General features: G+C 67.6%; 15 protein-coding genes. 13 read left to right on the top strand and 2 right to left on the bottom strand.

What is annotated here, in order from left to right; translation table 11 throughout:
• The gene (locus tag M2319_RS06035) at window positions 1-942 is read right to left on the bottom strand and encodes an ABC transporter permease (protein ID WP_264600548.1); all 942 of its coding nucleotides are present in this window, start codon (window positions 940-942) and stop codon (window positions 1-3) included.
• A gap of 165 nt (window positions 943-1,107) precedes the next feature.
• The gene (locus M2319_RS06030) at window positions 1,108-2,700 is read right to left on the bottom strand and encodes an ABC transporter substrate-binding protein (protein WP_264600547.1); all 1,593 of its coding nucleotides are present in this window, start codon (window positions 2,698-2,700) and stop codon (window positions 1,108-1,110) included.
• Window positions 2,701-2,963: 263 nt separating this feature from the next.
• On the opposite strand from M2319_RS06030, the gene M2319_RS06025 reads away from it, so the two are divergent.
• The 13 genes from M2319_RS06025 to nifS all read left to right on the top strand — a co-directional run bounded on the left by M2319_RS06025 (window position 2,964) and on the right by nifS (window position 16,110).
• Window positions 2,964-3,818, top strand: coding sequence for a GntR family transcriptional regulator (locus tag M2319_RS06025; RefSeq protein ID WP_264600546.1), 855 nt, complete (start codon window positions 2,964-2,966; stop codon window positions 3,816-3,818).
• A complete protein-coding gene (locus tag M2319_RS06020) occupies window positions 3,815-4,693 on the top strand; it encodes an isocitrate lyase/PEP mutase family protein (RefSeq protein ID WP_264600545.1) in 879 nt (292 codons plus the stop codon). Before M2319_RS06025 ends, M2319_RS06020 begins: the two co-directional genes overlap by 4 nt.
• Window positions 4,690-5,229, top strand: a complete 540-nt coding sequence (locus tag M2319_RS06015; protein ID WP_264600544.1) for a LeuD/DmdB family oxidoreductase small subunit — start codon at window positions 4,690-4,692, stop codon at window positions 5,227-5,229. Before M2319_RS06020 ends, M2319_RS06015 begins: the two co-directional genes overlap by 4 nt.
• Complete coding sequence (locus M2319_RS06010; protein ID WP_264600543.1) at window positions 5,226-6,512, top strand: 3-isopropylmalate dehydratase large subunit; 1,287 nt, start codon at window positions 5,226-5,228, stop codon at window positions 6,510-6,512. The genes M2319_RS06015 and M2319_RS06010 overlap by 4 nt, the downstream gene beginning before the upstream one ends.
• Window positions 6,513-6,527: 15 nt before the next feature.
• Window positions 6,528-8,000 (top strand): M81 family metallopeptidase, encoded by a 1,473-nt coding sequence (locus M2319_RS06005; protein ID WP_264600542.1) that lies wholly within the window; start codon window positions 6,528-6,530, stop codon window positions 7,998-8,000.
• Between the two features lie 19 nt (window positions 8,001-8,019).
• Window positions 8,020-9,639 (top strand): gamma-glutamyltransferase family protein, encoded by a 1,620-nt coding sequence (locus tag M2319_RS06000; RefSeq protein ID WP_264600541.1) that lies wholly within the window; start codon window positions 8,020-8,022, stop codon window positions 9,637-9,639.
• A gap of 205 nt (window positions 9,640-9,844) precedes the next feature.
• Window positions 9,845-10,654 carry a TOBE domain-containing protein gene (locus M2319_RS05995; RefSeq protein ID WP_264600540.1) on the top strand — a complete coding sequence of 270 codons (810 nt, stop codon included), beginning with the start codon at window positions 9,845-9,847 and terminating at the stop codon, window positions 10,652-10,654.
• A 61-nt stretch (window positions 10,655-10,715) separates the two neighbouring features.
• On the top strand, window positions 10,716-11,480 hold the full coding sequence (gene modA, locus M2319_RS05990) for a molybdate ABC transporter substrate-binding protein (protein ID WP_264600539.1): 765 nt from the start codon (window positions 10,716-10,718) through the stop codon (window positions 11,478-11,480).
• Window positions 11,481-11,515: 35 nt separating this feature from the next.
• The gene (modB, locus tag M2319_RS05985; protein ID WP_264600538.1) at window positions 11,516-12,181 is read left to right on the top strand and encodes a molybdate ABC transporter permease subunit; all 666 of its coding nucleotides are present in this window, start codon (window positions 11,516-11,518) and stop codon (window positions 12,179-12,181) included.
• A complete protein-coding gene (gene modC / locus M2319_RS05980) occupies window positions 12,178-13,290 on the top strand; it encodes a molybdenum ABC transporter ATP-binding protein (RefSeq protein WP_264600537.1) in 1,113 nt (370 codons plus the stop codon). The genes modB and modC overlap by 4 nt, the downstream gene beginning before the upstream one ends.
• Before the next feature lie 287 nt (window positions 13,291-13,577).
• Window positions 13,578-13,901: a HesB/IscA family protein gene (locus M2319_RS05975; protein ID WP_264600536.1), complete on the top strand. Its 324-nt coding sequence runs from the start codon at window positions 13,578-13,580 to the stop codon at window positions 13,899-13,901.
• Between the two features lie 35 nt (window positions 13,902-13,936).
• The gene (gene nifU, locus M2319_RS05970; RefSeq protein WP_264600535.1) at window positions 13,937-14,875 is read left to right on the top strand and encodes a Fe-S cluster assembly protein NifU; all 939 of its coding nucleotides are present in this window, start codon (window positions 13,937-13,939) and stop codon (window positions 14,873-14,875) included.
• A 26-nt stretch (window positions 14,876-14,901) separates the two neighbouring features.
• A complete protein-coding gene (gene nifS / locus M2319_RS05965; protein ID WP_264600863.1) occupies window positions 14,902-16,110 on the top strand; it encodes a cysteine desulfurase NifS in 1,209 nt (402 codons plus the stop codon).
• The last annotated feature ends 5 nt before the right edge of the window (window positions 16,111-16,115 follow it).

Raw genomic sequence — 16,115 nt, 5'->3', positions numbered from 1 at the left:
TCAATAGCGTATCCTCGGGTCAAACAGCGTGTAGGCGAGGTCGACCGCAAGGTTCACCAGGACGTAGGCGAAGCTGAAGATCAGCACCAGCGCCTGGATCACCGGATAGTCGCGGTGGAGGATCGCATCGATGGTCAGCCGGCCGAGGCCGGGCAGGGCGAAAACGCTCTCGGTGACGACCGTGCCGCTGATCAGCATCGCAAAGCCGATGCCGATCACCGTGACGATCGGCACCGCGGCGTTGCGCAGGCCATGGATGAACAGCGTCGGCATCTGCGCCAGCCCCTTGGCGCGGGCGGTGCGGATGTAGTCCTGCCGCAGCACCTCGACCACCGTGGAGCGTGTGATCCGGGCGATCAGCGCGATATAGACGCAGCCGAGCGAGATCGACGGCAGGATCAGCGACCGGAACCAGGGCCATAGCCCGTCGCCGATCGACCGATATCCCTGCACCGGCAGCCAGCCGAGCTGCAGCGCCATCAGCCAGGCGAGGATGTAGCCGACGACGAAGATCGGCACCGAGAAGCCGAGGACGGCGAAGATCATCACCGCGCTGTCGATCCAGGTGCCGGCCTTCCAGGCGGCGAGCACGCCGAGCGGCACCGCGACCAGGATGGCGAAGACGAGGGTCAGGATCGTCAGCGACAGCGTCGGTTCGATCCGCTGGGCGATCAGGTGGGTGATCGGCAGGCCGGTGAAGATCGACGTGCCGAGATCGCCGTTGAGGATGTTCCAGCTCCATTCGCCGAAGCGCACGAGGAACGGCCGGTCGAGCCCCAGGCTTTCGCGGATGAGGGCGATGTCCTCGGCCGTGGCCTGGTCGCCGGCGATGATCGCCGCCGGATCGCCGGGGGCGAAATAGAGCAGCGAGAAGACGAAGATCGCCACCACGACCATGACGGGAATGGTGGCAAGGATCCGTCGCAACATGTAGCGAAGCATGCACGCAATCCCGGCTGAATTCTCTTGAGGCTCCTGCCAGGGCGGCTCGGCCGCCGCGGACAGGACACTGCACCAAAACGATGTGATGAAGCCTATCGCCCGTCGTTGTCGAAGGCGACACGCGGTTCACGACGCGGCCCGATCGCCCGGGCCGCGTCGACGGGATCAGGCGCTCTTGGTGACGCCGTAGAACTGGGCGAAGCCGTAGGGGATGTTCGACACCGTGCTGCGGAACGCCGCCGGCGCGTAGTGCAGGCCGAGCGGAATGTAGGGCACGACGTCGAAAACGCCGAGCTGGATCCGCTCGCAGGCGGCCTTCTGGCCGGCCAGGTCGGGGGCCTCCAGCCAGGCCTTGCGGGCCGCTTCCAGCTCGTCGCTCACCGGCCAGCCATACTGGCCGGCATCGCCGAGGCCGCGCGAGTTCTGGTGGCTCGACGGGTCCCATGCCTCCAGGCCGTTGATGCCGGTGTAGAGGCAGGACCAGCCGCCCTTGTCCAGCGGCTCGCGGCTGCGGCGGCGCTGCTGGATGGTGCCCCAGTCGAGCGACTGGTAGTCGACGTTGAGGCCGAGCCGGTTCAGCGTGTCGGCGCCAACCTCGGCTTCCGCCCGCAGCGCGGCGTAGTCGCTGGCGGCGAGGAGCACCACGGGCTCGCCATTGTAGCCGGCCTCCGCGATCGCCGCCTTGCCGGCCTCGAAGTCGCGCGGACCGTTCAGGATGTCCATGCCCGCATCGCTCGCCATCGGGCTTTCCGGGGTGAACACGCCGACACCGGCGCGCCACATGGACGGATCCTCGCCGGCCACCGCCTGCATGAAGTTCTTCTGGTCGATGACGCTGAGCACCGCGCGGCGGATCGCCGGATTGTCGAACGGCGGATGCAGGTGGTTGAGCCGCATCGAGCCGATCGTGCCGGAGGTGTCGAGCAGCTTGACCTCGATGCCGTCCTGGCTGCGCAACAGCGGCAACAGGTCGGGCAACGGCGATTCCACCCAGTCGACCTCGCCGGCCTGCAGGGCACCGGAAGCCGTCGCAGCGTCCGGCATGACATGCCATTCCACCCGGTCGACATTGGCGATCTTCGGCCCGCCGGTCCTGCCGACGGCCGATCCCTCGCGCGGGACGTAGTCCTGGAACTTCTCGTAGACCGTCAGCGCGCCCTGGACCCGCTCGTCGGCGACGAAGCGGAACGGGCCGGAGCCGATGACCTCGGTCACCTGCTCGGACGGCGGCGTCATCGCCAGCCGCTCCGGCATGATGCAGGGCATGCGCGAGGTCATCTTGCCGAGCGCGGCCGGCAGCAGCGCGAACGGCCGCTTGAGGCGGAAGACGACGACCTTGTCGGAGGCCGCGCTGAGCTCGTCGGTCGCCGCCATCAGGTCCTTGCCGAACACGTCGCGATCGGCCCAGCGGCGGATGCTGGCGACGACGTCGCGCGCCAGAACCGGCTCGCCGTCGTGGAACTTGAGGCCGTCGCGCAGGGTCAGGCGCCATTCCAGGCCGTCCTTGCCGATCTCGTGGCCGGCGACCATCTGCGGCCGGATCTGGAAGTTGTCGTCGTAGCCGTAGAGCGTGTCGAAGACCATGTAGCCGTGATTGCGCGTCACATAGGCCGTCGTCCACACCGGATCGACGACGGTGACGTCGGCCGAGGGAACGAATTTCAGGACACGGGACTCTGCCGCAAGGGACAGGCGAGGCGAAAAGAGCGCTGCGGCGGAACCCGCTGCCACACCCTTCAGGAAGTTTCTTCGATGCATGAACCACTCCAGAAGAAAAGGGGGTCGGAGGACAAGCCGCCGCGCTCTGGGCACAGCTAGCGGTATTTACGTAAACATATCATAACAAGTGTGACAAGCTTATTATGATATGTGTATTTTTCTCTTGACTATCATGCATTTGAGGAGTGATTAAAAGGAACGCAGTTTTTGAATGCCGCTGCCGGATTGGCAGGCAATTGCCGTTGCGGACGGGCGAAGAAGCAGGCAAGTGGCGGAATGCAGTGCAATTGGATGGAAAGATCATGGGCGAGGCGAACGCCGCAGAGAAAAAGAGGCAGTCCCGACGCGCGCCGGCACGACGGCGCATGGCCGCGCCGCTCTACCGGCAGGTGATGCAGACCCTGCGCGGTGAGATCATGGCCGATGCGCATGGCGAACTCGGGATCCTGCCGAGCGAGAGCGCGTTGATCGAGCGCTTCGGCGTGTCGCGCATCACCGTGCGCCGCGCGATCGAGGAGCTCGAACGCGAGGGGCTGGTCATTCGCAGCCGCGGCCGCGCGACCCGCATCGTCCAGAACTCCGAGCCGACGGTGGTCGACCTCACCCAGGAAATCGAGGGACTGCTCGCCCAGGGCGCCGACATGACCGTCAGGGTGCTGGAATATCGCTGGCAGGCGCCGCCACCGGACGTCGCCGAGGCGCTGGACGTGTCGCGCCGCGCGCGGACGCTGTGGATCCGCCGCCTGCGCAGCCGGCAGGGCCAGCCGGTCGTGCACACGTCGGTCCATCTGCCCGAGCGCCTCGGCGAGTTGGTGACGGAGGAGGAACTGAGCCGCCATCAGCTCGTCGACATCCTGCGCTCCCGCGGTCAGGTCGCCGCCAGCGCCGAGCAGACGATGCGCGCGGCGCCGTGTCCGGACGAGCTCGCGCCGCTGCTCGGCCTGGCGCCCCGTTCGCCGATCTTCATTCTGTTCCGCCTGGTCTATGGCATCGACGAAAAGCCGATGCTGATGCTGCGCTCGTCGTTCCGCTGGGACAGCTTCTGCTACCGCATGTCGCTCCGCCAGAACGCTGCCTCCGAGACCGAATTCCATGCCATTGCCGGCCCGCTCGAGGACGTCGTGCCGGATGGGCGCGAGGGGGCGGACGCCGAATGACCGCCGCAGCGGACCTCCGCCGCCTGATGGCCGACACCGGCATCCTGCCGATGGCCGGCGTTTTCGACGCGCTGTCCGGCATGCTCGCCGAACAGGCCGGCCTGCCGCTCGCCTATGTCAGCGGCTATTGCGTCTCGGCCACGCGCCTCGGCCGGCCGGATGTGGGCTATCTCGGGCTCTCCGAGCTGGTGGAGACCGCACGGCGCATCGCCGACCGGGTCGGGATCCCCGTCATCGCCGACGGCGACGACGGCTACGGCAACCACCTCAACACCGCCCGCCTGGTGCGCGAGCTGGAGGCGGCCGGCATCGCCGGCGTGCAGTTGGAGGATCAGGTCAGCCCGAAGCGCTGCGGCCACATGGCCGGTAAGCGGGTGGTGCCGGCGGGCGAGATGGTCGCCAAGATCAAGGCGGCGGCGGATACCCGGCGCGACGACGATTTCCTCATTATCGCCCGCACCGACGCGATCGCCGTCACCGGCTTTGAGGATGCGCTGGAACGCGGCGCGGCCTATGCCGAGGCGGGCGCCGACGCGATCTTTCTCGAAGCGCCGGAGACCGTCGACCAGTGCCGCGCGATCCCTCCGGCCTTCGACAGGCCGACGGTGTTCAACTGGGCCTGGGGCGGCAAGTCGCCGCTTCTGACCCGCGACGAGCTGGCCGCCATGGGCTTTCGCTTTCTGCAGTGCCCCGACACCGTCTTTGCCGTCACCCGCGCGCTCCTCGACGTCTATGGCGAGGTGAAACGCAGCGGCACCTATCTCGCCCTGCGCGATCGGATGACCGATTTCGATGAATTCAATGCCGTCGTCGGGCTCGATGAGGTGAGCGCCCTCGACGCTCGTTACCGCGCCATCGCGGAGGGGCGCGAATGACGGCGGCGGCATCGGGAGCCGCCGACATGACGGTCGGCGGGCGGATCGCGACACTCGGCGACGATATCAGCACCGACCTGATCTATCCCGGGCGCTACCTGTTCGAGCGCGACCCGGCGCGCCAGGCCGCCTATGCCCTTACCGGTCTCGGCGAGGAATGGCCGGCGCGGCTTGCCGACTGCCCGGTCCTCGTTGCCGGCGAGAATTTCGGCTGCGGCAGCTCGCGCGAACAGGCGCCGACATCGCTGCGTGGCGCCGGCGTCCGCCTCATCGTTGCCGCCTCCTTCGCCCGCATCTTCTTCCGTAACTGCATCAACACGGGCCTGCCGGTGATCCAGTCGCCGGAGCTGTCTCGGGCGGCAAGCGACGGCGCGACGCTGGCGGCGAACCTGTCGCAGGGCACCGCCATCCTCACGGCGCCGGATGGGGCGGGCGAGACCTTCACCTTCGCCCCGCTGCCCGCCGAACTGATCGCCATCCTCGGCGACGGCGGCCTGATGGCACGCCTTGCCAAAAGCCGGAGGGCCCTTGCGTGACGGCCCTGACGCTTGCCGAAAAGATCCTCTCGCGTGCCGCCGGCCGGCCGCTCCGGGCAGGCGATTTCGCCGAGGTCTCGCCCGACCGGTGCTTCACGCCGGATGATGCCATCGACACCATCATCGCGCTTCTCGCCGAGGCCGGCATCGAGCGGGTGGCCGCGCCGGAAAAGCTCGGCCTCTTCTTCGATCACTTCGCCCCGGCCGCGACGGCGGAGTTCGCCACCGTCCACACCGGCGGGCGGCGCTTCATCGCCGACCAGGGCATTGCCGAGTTCCACGATGTCGGCGCCGGTATCTCGCACCAGATCGCGGTCGAACAGGGGCTCGCGCGGCCGGGCACCCTGGTGTTCAACGCGGACTCCCATACGACGACGCTCGGCGCTGCCGCCTGTTTCGGCACCGGGCTCGGCGCTTCGGAGACCGCCTATGTGTGGGCGACGGGGCGCATGTGGCTGCGCGTGCCGGCGACGATCCGCATCCGGCTCGACGGGCGGCTGCCCGCCGGCTGCGAGGCCAAGGACATCGCGCTCGCGCTGCTCTACCGATACGGCGCGCGGCTTTCCACCTACCGCGCGGTGGAGTTCGTCGGCGACGCGCTTCCCGATCTCGACATGGCCGCGCGCATGACGCTCTGCAACATGGCCGTCGAACAGGGCGCCAAGGCCGCGATGGTGCCCTGCGATGCCGTCACCGAGGCCCATTTCGCCGCCCTCGGCATCGCCATCGAGCCCGAGGCCGGACGCCCCGATCCGGGCGCGGCCTATGAGCGCGAGGTCCGTCTCGACCTGACCGGGCTGACGCCGATGGTCGCCTGTCCGCCGACCGTCGACAATGTGCGCCCGCTCGCCGAGGTCGCGGGCATTCGCATCGACCAGGCCCTGATCGGCTCATGCACCAATGGCCGGCTGGAGGACATCCGCGCCGCCGCCGCCGTGCTTGCCGGCCGCGAGCTTGCCCCCGGCGTGCGCATGATCGTTACGCCGGCCTCGCGCCATGTCATGCAGCAGGCGCTTCGGGAAGGGCTGATGACGACCCTTGCTGCGGCCGGCTGCACCATCACGCCGCCCGGCTGCGGCGCCTGCGCCGGCCTCCACCTCGGAGCCCTCGGCGACGGCGAGGTCTGCATCGCCACCACCTCGCGCAACTTCACCGGCCGCATGGGCAGCCGCACGGCCGAGATCTACCTCGCCGGCGCCGCCAGCGTTGCCGCCAGTGCCGCGGCCGGCGTCATCGCCGACCCGGCAAGCCTTCCCCCCAGGCCCATCCGCTCGACCATCTGAAGGAGACCTTTTCGTATGCGCATCTTCACCGCCACGATGGGAACCGAATCGAACACGTTCTCGCCGCTGCCGACGAGCCTCCACGATTTCCGCGACTCGGTCTTCTACGGTCCCGGCGAGCACCCCGATGACGGCCCCCGTCCCTGCACCGCCCAGATCCCGGTCGGCCGGCGCCGCGCGGCGGAAAACGACTTCACCTTCATCGAGGGAAGCTGCTTCCATGCCAGCCCCGGCGGCCCGGTCAACCGCCAGGATTATGAATTCATGCGCGACCGCATCCTGGAGGACCTGCGTGCGGCGTTGCCGCTCGATGCCGTGGTGATGGGCCTGCACGGCGCCATGGTGGCCTTCGGCTATGACGATGTGGAGGGCGATCTCCTCAGCGCCATCCGCGAGATCGTCGGTCCCGACTGCCTGATTTCGGCCGAGCTCGATCCCCATTGCCACCTGACACGCAAGCGGCTCGATGCGTGCGATATCATGGTGTTCTACAAGGAATATCCCCACACGGACTGCGACGACGAGGCGGAGAACCTTTTCGATATCGTGCTCGATACCCTGAAGGGCCGGGTCGCGCCGGTGAAGTCGGTCTTCACCTGCCACCAGGTCGGCAGCTTTCCGACCACCCATCCGTTGATGCGCGAATTCATCGACTGGGTGCGCGAGGAGGAAAAGACGCCGGGGATCCTGTCGATCTCGGTCAGCCACAGCTACCCTTACGCCGATGTCCCCGAAATGGGCGCCGGCGTTCTGGTGATGAGCGACGGCGACAAGGCGCTCGGCGACGCGATGGCCGAAAAGGTCGGCCGCGCGTTCATGAAGCTGCGCGGCGTGACGACGCCGACGTTTCTTTCCATCGACGAGGGTATCGATGCCGCGCTCGACGCGCCCGAGGGACCGGTGGCCGTTACCGATGCGTCCGACAATGCCGGCGGCGGCGCTGCGGCCGACAACACCTCGATTCTGCGCCGGTTGATCGAGCGCGACGTGGAGAGCGCCGCCCTCGGCCCGCTATGGGATCCGATGGCGGTGCGGACCTGCTTTGCCGCCGGGCTCGGCGCGGAGCTGGATATCCGGATCGGCGGCAAGGCCGGGCGGACCTCCAACCAGCCGCTCGACGTGCGCGCGAAAGTGACGGCGCTGGCGCCGGAGGCCTGGCAGAGCTTTGGCAATGCCACCACGCTGCTTGGCATGGCCGCCGCGGTCCGCATCGGCGGCATCGACGTGGTGCTGACCTCGGCCCGCACCCAGGCGCTCGGCACGGAGATGTTCACCTCGCTCGGCATCGATCCGCGCGCCCGCAAGATCCTGGTGCTGAAGTCCTCCAACCATTTCATGGCCGGCTACGGGCCGCTGCTGAAGGGCGTCATCCACGTCCACTCCGACGGTCTTCTGATCCGCAACGACTACACGAGGGTGCCCTATCGGCGCGTCGCCCGGCCGCTCTGGCCGCTCGACCCGGACGCCGACGGCGCGCTGATCTACTGATCCGGACCGGAACCGCACCATGCAAGGGTTCGACTACCACGCCGGCTATCCTGCCCGGCGCACGCCGGTGATGGCCGGCAACGTCGTCGCCACGTCGCAGCCGCTGGCGGCCCAGGCCGGGCTGCGGATGCTGCTGGCCGGCGGCAATGCCGTCGATGCCGCGCTCGCCGCCGCCATCACGCTCGTCGTCGTGGAACCGACCGGCAACGGCCTCGGCTCGGATGCCTTCGCCATCGTCTGGGACGGCGAGGAGCTGCACGGCCTCAACGCCTCCGGCCGGGCGCCGCGCAAATGGTCGCCGGAGCGCTTCGCCGCTCTTGGCGCGATCCCGAAGCGGGGGTGGGAGAGCGTCACCGTGCCCGGCGCCGTCTCCGGCTGGCAGGCCCTCTCGGAACGGTTCGGCGCGCTTCCCTTCGCCGATCTCTTCGCCCCCGCCATCGCCTATGCCGAGGACGGCTTTCCGGTCAGCCCGGCGATCGGGACGCGCTGGGGCCGCGACGGCGAAATGCTTGCCGGCGAGCCGGGCTTTGCCGCCCATTTCCTGCCGGGCGGCAAGGCGCCGGCACCGGGCGAAGGCTACCGCTCGCGGGCGCTCGCCCGATCCCTGCGGCTGATCGCCGAGACGAGGGGCGAGGCCTTCTATCGCGGCGAGTTGGCAACGCGCATTGCCGATTTCGCCCGGCAGAACGGTGCCGCCCTCGACGAGGAGGATCTCGCCGCCCATAGCTGCGACTGGTGCGGAACGCTCTCCCAGTCCTTCGGCGATGTGGCGCTGCACGAGATCCCGCCGAACGGACAGGGCATCGCGGCCCTGATCGCGCTCGGCATCCTGGAGGCGCTGCGTGGCGGGGCCGGCGGGCGGGCCGTCGACCTTGCCGCCATGGATCCCGATGGCGCCGAAGCGCTGCATCTGCAGATCGAGGCGATGAAACTGGCGCTCGCCGATGCCGAACGCCATGTCAGCGATCCCGCCGCCATGCGGCTTTCTGCGGAGGAACTGCTCGATCCGGCCTATCTTCGCGAGCGAGCGGCGTTGATTGACCCCGACCATGCCCGCATCGCCGAGGCCGGCGCACCACGCGCCGGCGGCACCGTCTATGTCGCCGCGGCCGATGCGGCCGGGATGATGGTCTCGCTGATCCAGTCGAACTTTGCCGGCTTCGGCTCCGGCGTCGTCGTCCCGGACACCGGCATCTCGCTACAGAATCGCGGCTGGGGCTTTACCCTTGCGCCCGGTCATGTCAACGAGGTCGCCGGTGGCCGGCGGCCCTTCCACACCATCATTCCCGGATTCGTGACGCGGGCCGGCAAGCCGGCCATGACCTTCGGCGTCATGGGCGGGCCGATGCAGGCGCAGGGCCATTTGCAGATGGTGCTGCGGACTGAGGTCTGGGGCCAGAACCCGCAGACCGCGGCCGACGCGCCGCGCTGGCGCTTCGAATCCGGCCGGCGCGTGGCGATCGAGCAGGGCTTTCCGCCGGCCGTGGTCGAAGCGCTGGCAGCGATGGGCCACGACATCAGCCTGCGCGCGCCGGAAGAGGATTTCGGCTTCGGCGGCGCCCAGCTCATCCACCGCCTGGAAGCGGGCTACGTCGCCGGCAGCGACTATCGCAAGGACGGCCAGGCGGTCGGTTTCTGAACCTCCGCGCCCCGGCGCGCGTGTCGGCTTTGCGACAAGAATTTCCGCCGCGACCACGACACGCCGGTCCTTCCCGTCATCTTTCCGACAGTCTGAATCTTAAAAAAATACCGGATTTCCGGTATTTTTCCCAATTGGCACAAAGGCTGCATTCCGGCTCAGTGGTTGACATGCCATCCGCTATGTAGTGGAAGTAAATAACGCCATGACCACCGACACCAACGTTCTCACACCCGTCCTTTCCTTCCTCGATGCCGAGGGGCACCGCGCCGGCGAAGACCGGTTCCGGCTGCTCGACGCCATCGACCGGCTGGGCTCGATCTCGGCCGCCGCCCGCGACCAGGGGCTCAGCTACAAGGGCGCCTGGGATGCCGTCAACGCCCTCAACAACCTCTTCTCCAAGCCGCTCGTCGTCGCCCGTCCGGGCGGCCGGCACGGCGGCGGCGCCGAGGTCACCCGCGAGGGGCGGCGCGCGATCGCCGCCCACAAGCTCCTGACCGAACGGCTCAATACCGTGCTTGCCGACCTCGATGCCGCGCTCTCCGGAACGGCCGACGGCGGCCTCAGTCCCCTTTTGTGGAGTTTTGCCATGAAGACCAGCGCCCGGAACACCTATTACGGCATCGTCAGCCATGTGCAGGCCGGCGCCGTCAATTCGGAGATCTCGCTCGACATCTCCGGGGAGACGACGCTGACGGCGATCATCACCAACCAGAGCGCCATCTCGCTCGGCATCCATCCGGGTCGCGAGGTGTTCGCGCTGATCAAGGCGTCGACGCCGATCCTGATGCGCGCGGACGAGACCGCCAGGACCTCGGCCCGCAACCGCATCTGCGGCACCGTCGCTTCCGTCAGCCCCGGCGCCGTCAACACCGAGGTCGTCCTCGACATCGGCGCCGGCAAGACGCTTGTCGCCATCGTCACCAAGGCAAGCGCGGAGGACCTGGAATTCCAGCCGGGCGAGCGCGCCTGCGCCCTCATCAAGGCCTCCCACATCATTCTCGGCGTCGACTGATCCGTCCTCCCGACGACCCGGCGAGCAGTCTCTCGCCCCCATCCAACCAGAGGAGTTCCTCATGTTTTTGAAAACGACCGCCCGCTTCGGCCGGGCCACCCTTCTTGCCGCCCTGATTTCAGGCATTGCCGCCCCGGCGCTTGCCGGCGAGGTCAAGGTCGCCGTCGCCGCGAACTTCACCGCCGCGGCCAAGGACATCGGCGAGGCCTTCAAGGCCGAGACCGGCCATGACGCCGTGCTCTCCTTCGGCTCGACCGGCAAGCTCTACACCCAGATCGCCAACGGCGCTCCGTTCGAGGTGTTCCTTGCCGCCGACCAAGCGCGGCCGGAAAAGGCCGAGAAGGAAGGCCTTGCCGTCGACGGCAGCCGCTTCACCTATGCCGTCGGCAAGATCGTGCTCTACAGCACCGATCCGGACCTCGTCGACGACGCGGGCAAGGTGCTTGAGGGCGACGGCTTCACCCGGCTTGCCGTCGCCAATCCGAAGACCGCGCCCTATGGCACCGCGGCGGTGGAAGCGCTGAAGGCGCTCGGCTTCTACGACAAGGTCGAGTCCAAGCTCGTCTTCGGCGACAACATCGCCCAGACCTTCCAGTTCGTCGCCACCGGCAACGCCCAGCTCGGCTTCGTCGCGCTCTCGCAGATCGCGGGCAACGAGGACGGCTCGCGCTGGCCGGTGCCGACCGACCTCTACAAGCCTATCCGCCAGGACGCCGTTCTGCTCAAGACCGGCGCCGAGGGGGAGGCGGCCGCGGCCTTCCTATCCTTCCTGAAGGGACCGTCCGCGGCCGCCATCATTGAAGGGTATGGCTACGGCGTGGAATAAACGGCGACGGATTCGGAACGAAGGAGCGGGCGCCCATGTGGGAAGCGGTCATCCTGACGGTAAAGCTGGCGACGATCACCACGGCGGTGCTGCTCGTCGTCGGCACGCCGATCGCCTGGTGGCTCGCCCGCTCCAGGGCCTGGTGGAAGGAGGCAGTCGGCGCGGTGGTCTCGCTGCCGCTGGTGCTGCCTCCGACCGTGCTGGGCTTTTACCTCCTCATCGCGCTCGCTCCGTCGAGCCCGCTGGGCCAGGGCGCGGCGGCGATCTTCGGCCATACGCTGCCCTTCACCTTCTCCGGCCTCGTCGTTGCCTCGGTGATCTACTCGCTGCCCTTCGTCGTCCAGCCGGTGCGCAACGCGTTTGAGGCGTTCGGCGACCGGCCGCTGGAAGTGGCGGCAACGCTGAGGGCCTCGCCGCTCGATACGTTCTTCACCGTCGCCCTGCCGCTCGCCCGGCCGGGGCTGCTGACGGGCGCAGTCCTCGGCTTTGCCCATACGGTCGGTGAATTCGGCGTCGTCCTGATGATCGGCGGCAACATCCCCGGCGAGACCAAGGTGCTCTCCATCGCCATCTACGACTATGTGGAGACGCTGGAATGGGGCAAGGCGCATGTGCTGTCGGCCGGCATGCTGGTCTTTTCCTTCTTCGTCATCCTCGTCATGATGGTGACCGAACGCCGGCTGCGGAACCGGCTGACATGACTCTTTCCGATACCGATACGCCGCCGGAGATCGAAGCGCGCTTCCGGGGCCGCCGGGGCGCGTTCGACCTCGACGTTTCCTTTTCCTTTCCCGCGCGCGGCATGACGGCGCTGTTCGGCCCGTCCGGCTGCGGCAAGACGACGATCCTTCGCTGCATCGCCGGGCTGGAGCGGATGGAAGAGGGGCGCCTCGTTGTCAACGGGGCCGTCTGGCAGGGCGACAAAACCTTCGTTCCGACCCACAAGCGGCCGATCGGCTATGTCTTCCAGGAGGCGAGCCTTTTCGCCCATCTGTCGGTGCGCGAGAACCTTCTCTTCGGCAAGCGGCGCACGCGGGCGACCCGCGCCGGCCTCGATCTCGACGAGGTGGTGCGGCTCCTCGGCCTCACCGAGCTCCTCGGCCGCTCGCCGCTCAGGCTGTCCGGGGGCGAGCGCCAGCGGGTGGCGATCGGCCGGGCGATCCTAGCGACGCCGGAAATCCTCCTGATGGACGAGCCGCTGGCCGCCCTCGATCGCTTTGCGAAGAACGAGATCCTGCCTTATCTCGAAAGGCTGCACGAGGAACTGGCGATTCCGGTCCTGTTCGTCACCCACGACCTGCTGGAAGCCGAACGGCTCGCCGACCGCATGGTGCTGATGGACAGGGGCACGGTGCGGGCGAACGGGCCGATCGGCGATCTCCTCGCCGACCCGAGCCTGCCGCTTGCGCGCATGCCGGAGGCAACGGCCGTCCTTGCCGGCAAGGTCACCGACATCGATGAGGCCTACGGGCTTTCCACCCTCCTCGTCTCCGGCGCGGAGTTCCTCATTCCGGGCAATCTCGGCCCGGTCGGTTCGGTGCGCCGGCTGCGGATTGCCGCCTCCGACGTCGGCCTCACCCGCTCGCGGGCGAGCGGCGGCTCCAGCATCCTCAACGGCCCGGTCGCGCGCATCACTGACGTCCAGCCGATGGGCGAGTTCCAGATGACCGTGTTCCTGAAGATCGGCCCCGGCGGGCGCGGTGCGCCGCTCCTTGCCCGCATCACGCGGAAATCCTGGGACACGCTCGGGCTCGAAGTCGGCGACCTCGTCCACGCCCTCATCAAGAGCGCGGCGCTGGCGAAGGAATGAGCCCCGAGGGCATTGGCGACCTTCGTTGCCGCACGCTCGCAGGATATGGTGGGCAAGGCTGTGCGATTGCCGACATGCGTCCGGTCAATGCCCGCCGCAAACATGCAAAGATGTCGCAGCAGCGACACATGCCGGATCTCTGAATTGTCGCAAAGCCGACAGAGGTTCCTGATCCTCCATTCGCCGCGGATTCCTTCAGAATCAACGCTTTAAGAAAGCCTTAAACGGCTGGCACGGCTCTTGCTCATCTTCTCCCGACACCACTCCACGGGATGAGGACCGAGCCCATGCTGACCCTGACCGACAAGGCCCGCGAGACCATCGACCGGCTGATCGCGTCTGCCGACCAACCGCTGACCGGCCTGAAGATCGCGGTCAATTCCGGCGGCTGCTCGGGCCTGCAATACGGCATGGCGCTGGTCGAAAAGCCTTCGGAGGGCGACCACGTCGTCGATTGCAACGGCACCACGGTCTATGTCGAGCCGACGAGCGCGGAGATGCTCATCGGCACCACCATCGATTTCGTCGAAAGCCTGGAAGGCTCCGGCTTCACCTTCGACAACCCCAACGCCGCCCACAAATGCGCCTGCGGCAAGAGCTTCGCCGCCTAGAGCCTCCCCTCCTTCAGCAGCAGAGAGACGACGCCATGTGGGACTATTCCGAGACCGTCAAGGAACACTTCTACAATCCGCGCAATGCCGGCGCGGTGGACGGCGCCAACGCCACCGGCGATGTCGGCTCGCTGTCCTGCGGCGATGCGCTGAGGCTGACGCTGAAGGTCAATCCCGACACCGAGGTGATCGAGGATGCCGGCTTCCAGACCTTCGGCTGCGGCTCGGCGATCGCGTCTTCTTCCGCGCTGACGGAAATCATCAAGGGCATGACGCTGGAGGAGGCCCTCAAGGTCTCCAACCAGGACATCGCCGACTATCTCGACGGCCTGCCGCCGGAAAAGATGCACTGCTCGGTGATGGGCCGGGAAGCGCTGCAGGCGGCGGTCGCCGACTACAAGGGCGAAGAGTGGAAGGACGACCACGAGGAAGGTGCGCTGATCTGCAAGTGCTTTGCCGTCGATGCCGTCCTCATCGAGGAGACCGTGCGGGCCAACGGGCTGACGACGGTCGAGGAGGTCGCCCACTACACCAAGGCCGGCGGCGGCTGCGCGTCCTGCCATGAGGGCATCGAGGAGATCCTCGCCAAGGTGCTGGCCGAGGCCGGCGCGACCTTCGATCCGGAGGCGGCGCCCAAGCCCGTCGTGGAAGCGACCCCGGCAGCGCTGGTGGCCGGCATGACCGGCGTCCAGCGCATCAAGAAGATCGACGAGGTGATCGAGAGCATGCGCCCCATGCTGCAGGCCGATGCCGGCGACGTGGAACTGGTCGAGGTCATGGAGGACAAGGTCTACGTCAACATGAAGGGCGCCTGCATCAACTGCCAGCTCGCCTCGGTCACCCTCAACGGCATCCAGGAAAAGCTGGTCGAAGAACTCGGCGAGTTCGTCCGCGTCATTCCGGCGAGCCAGCTTGCCAAGGGTCCGGCGAAGAAGCCGGCGATGGTGCCGCTCGGCGAACTGGTTCAGTCATGACCGCGCATAGACCGATGGGGACGACGATGGACGGTATCTATCTCGACAACAACGCGACCACCCGTGTCGACGACGAGGTGGTGACGGCGATGCTGCCCTATTTCACCGAGCAGTTCGGCAATCCGTCGTCCATGCACCAGTTCGGCAATCGGGTCGGCCAGGCCCTGAAGACGGCGCGGGGGCAGATCCAGGAGCTGATCGGCGCTGCCCATGACAGCGAGATCATCTTCACGTCCTGCGGCACGGAATCGGACTCCACGGCGATCCTGTCCGCGCTGCGGGCGCAGCCGAACCGGCGCGAGATCATCACCACGAATGTGGAGCATCCGGCGGTGCTGGCGCTCTGCGAGCACCTGGAAAAGGACGGCTACATCGTCCACTATTTGAAGGTGGACATGAAGGGCCGGCTGGACCTTCGCGAATACCAGGCGCTTTTGTCCGATAAGGTCGCTGTCGTCTCCGTCATGTGGGCGAACAACGAGACGGGGACCCTGTTCCCGGTAAAGAAGATGGCCGAGATGGCCTACGACGCCGGGGTCATGTTTCACACCGATGCGGTGCAGGCCGTCGGCAAGGTGCCGATCGATCTCAAAAAGACCGCGATCAGCATGCTGTCGCTCTCCGGCCACAAGCTGCACGCCCCGAAGGGCATCGGCGTTCTTTACCTGCGCCGCGGCGTCCGGTTCCGGCCGATGCTGCGCGGCGGCCACCAGGAGCGCGGCCGGCGCGCTGGCACGGAGAACTCCGCCTTCATCGTCGGTCTCGGCAAGGCCGCGGAATTGGCGCTCCAGCACATGGACGAGGAGCAGACGCGGGTCCGCGACCTGCGCGACCGGCTGGAGGAGGGGATTCTTTCCGCGGTGCCGCATTGCTTCGTGACCGGCGATCCGGACCACCGGCTGCCGAACACCTGCAACATCGCGTTCGAGTTCATCGAGGGCGAGGCGATCCTGATGCTGATGAACAAGCTCGGCATCGCGGCGTCGTCGGGCTCGGCCTGCACCTCCGGCTCGCTGGAGCCGTCCCATGTGATGCGGGCGATGGACATCCCCTATACGGCCGCCCATGGCTCGATCCGCTTCTCGCTGTCGCGCCACAACACCGAGGCCGAGATCGACCGGGTCGTTGAGGCGATCCCGCCGATCGTCGCCCAGCTTCGGAAGCTCTCGCCCTATTGGGGCGCGGACGGTCCGGTGGAAGACCCGCAAGCCGCCTTCGCGCCGGCCTATTCGTAGAGGAA

Origin of the sequence: Rhodobium gokarnense, from assembly GCF_025961475.1 — a bacterium.
Lineage (GTDB): Bacteria > Pseudomonadota > Alphaproteobacteria > Rhizobiales > Rhodobiaceae > Rhodobium > Rhodobium gokarnense.
The sequence above is the reverse complement of the archived record's forward strand: the minus strand, read 5'-3'. Positions and strand labels throughout refer to the sequence as shown.

Coding starts and splice junctions, on each gene's coding strand:
- M2319_RS05975 (WP_264600536.1), top strand. CDS start 13,578: ATGCTGACCCTGACCGACAAGGCCCGCGAGACCATCGACCGGCTGATC.
- M2319_RS06025 (WP_264600546.1), top strand. CDS start 2,964: ATGGGCGAGGCGAACGCCGCAGAGAAAAAGAGGCAGTCCCGACGCGCG.
- M2319_RS06020 (WP_264600545.1), top strand. CDS start 3,815: ATGACCGCCGCAGCGGACCTCCGCCGCCTGATGGCCGACACCGGCATC.
- nifU (WP_264600535.1), top strand. CDS start 13,937: ATGTGGGACTATTCCGAGACCGTCAAGGAACACTTCTACAATCCGCGC.
- M2319_RS06015 (WP_264600544.1), top strand. CDS start 4,690: ATGACGGCGGCGGCATCGGGAGCCGCCGACATGACGGTCGGCGGGCGG.
- M2319_RS06005 (WP_264600542.1), top strand. CDS start 6,528: ATGCGCATCTTCACCGCCACGATGGGAACCGAATCGAACACGTTCTCG.
- M2319_RS06000 (WP_264600541.1), top strand. CDS start 8,020: ATGCAAGGGTTCGACTACCACGCCGGCTATCCTGCCCGGCGCACGCCG.
- M2319_RS05995 (WP_264600540.1), top strand. CDS start 9,845: ATGACCACCGACACCAACGTTCTCACACCCGTCCTTTCCTTCCTCGAT.
- modC (WP_264600537.1), top strand. CDS start 12,178: ATGACTCTTTCCGATACCGATACGCCGCCGGAGATCGAAGCGCGCTTC.
- M2319_RS06030 (WP_264600547.1), bottom strand. CDS start 2,700: ATGCATCGAAGAAACTTCCTGAAGGGTGTGGCAGCGGGTTCCGCCGCA.
- nifS (WP_264600863.1), top strand. CDS start 14,902: ATGGACGGTATCTATCTCGACAACAACGCGACCACCCGTGTCGACGAC.
- modA (WP_264600539.1), top strand. CDS start 10,716: ATGTTTTTGAAAACGACCGCCCGCTTCGGCCGGGCCACCCTTCTTGCC.
- modB (WP_264600538.1), top strand. CDS start 11,516: ATGTGGGAAGCGGTCATCCTGACGGTAAAGCTGGCGACGATCACCACG.
- M2319_RS06035 (WP_264600548.1), bottom strand. CDS start 942: ATGCTTCGCTACATGTTGCGACGGATCCTTGCCACCATTCCCGTCATG.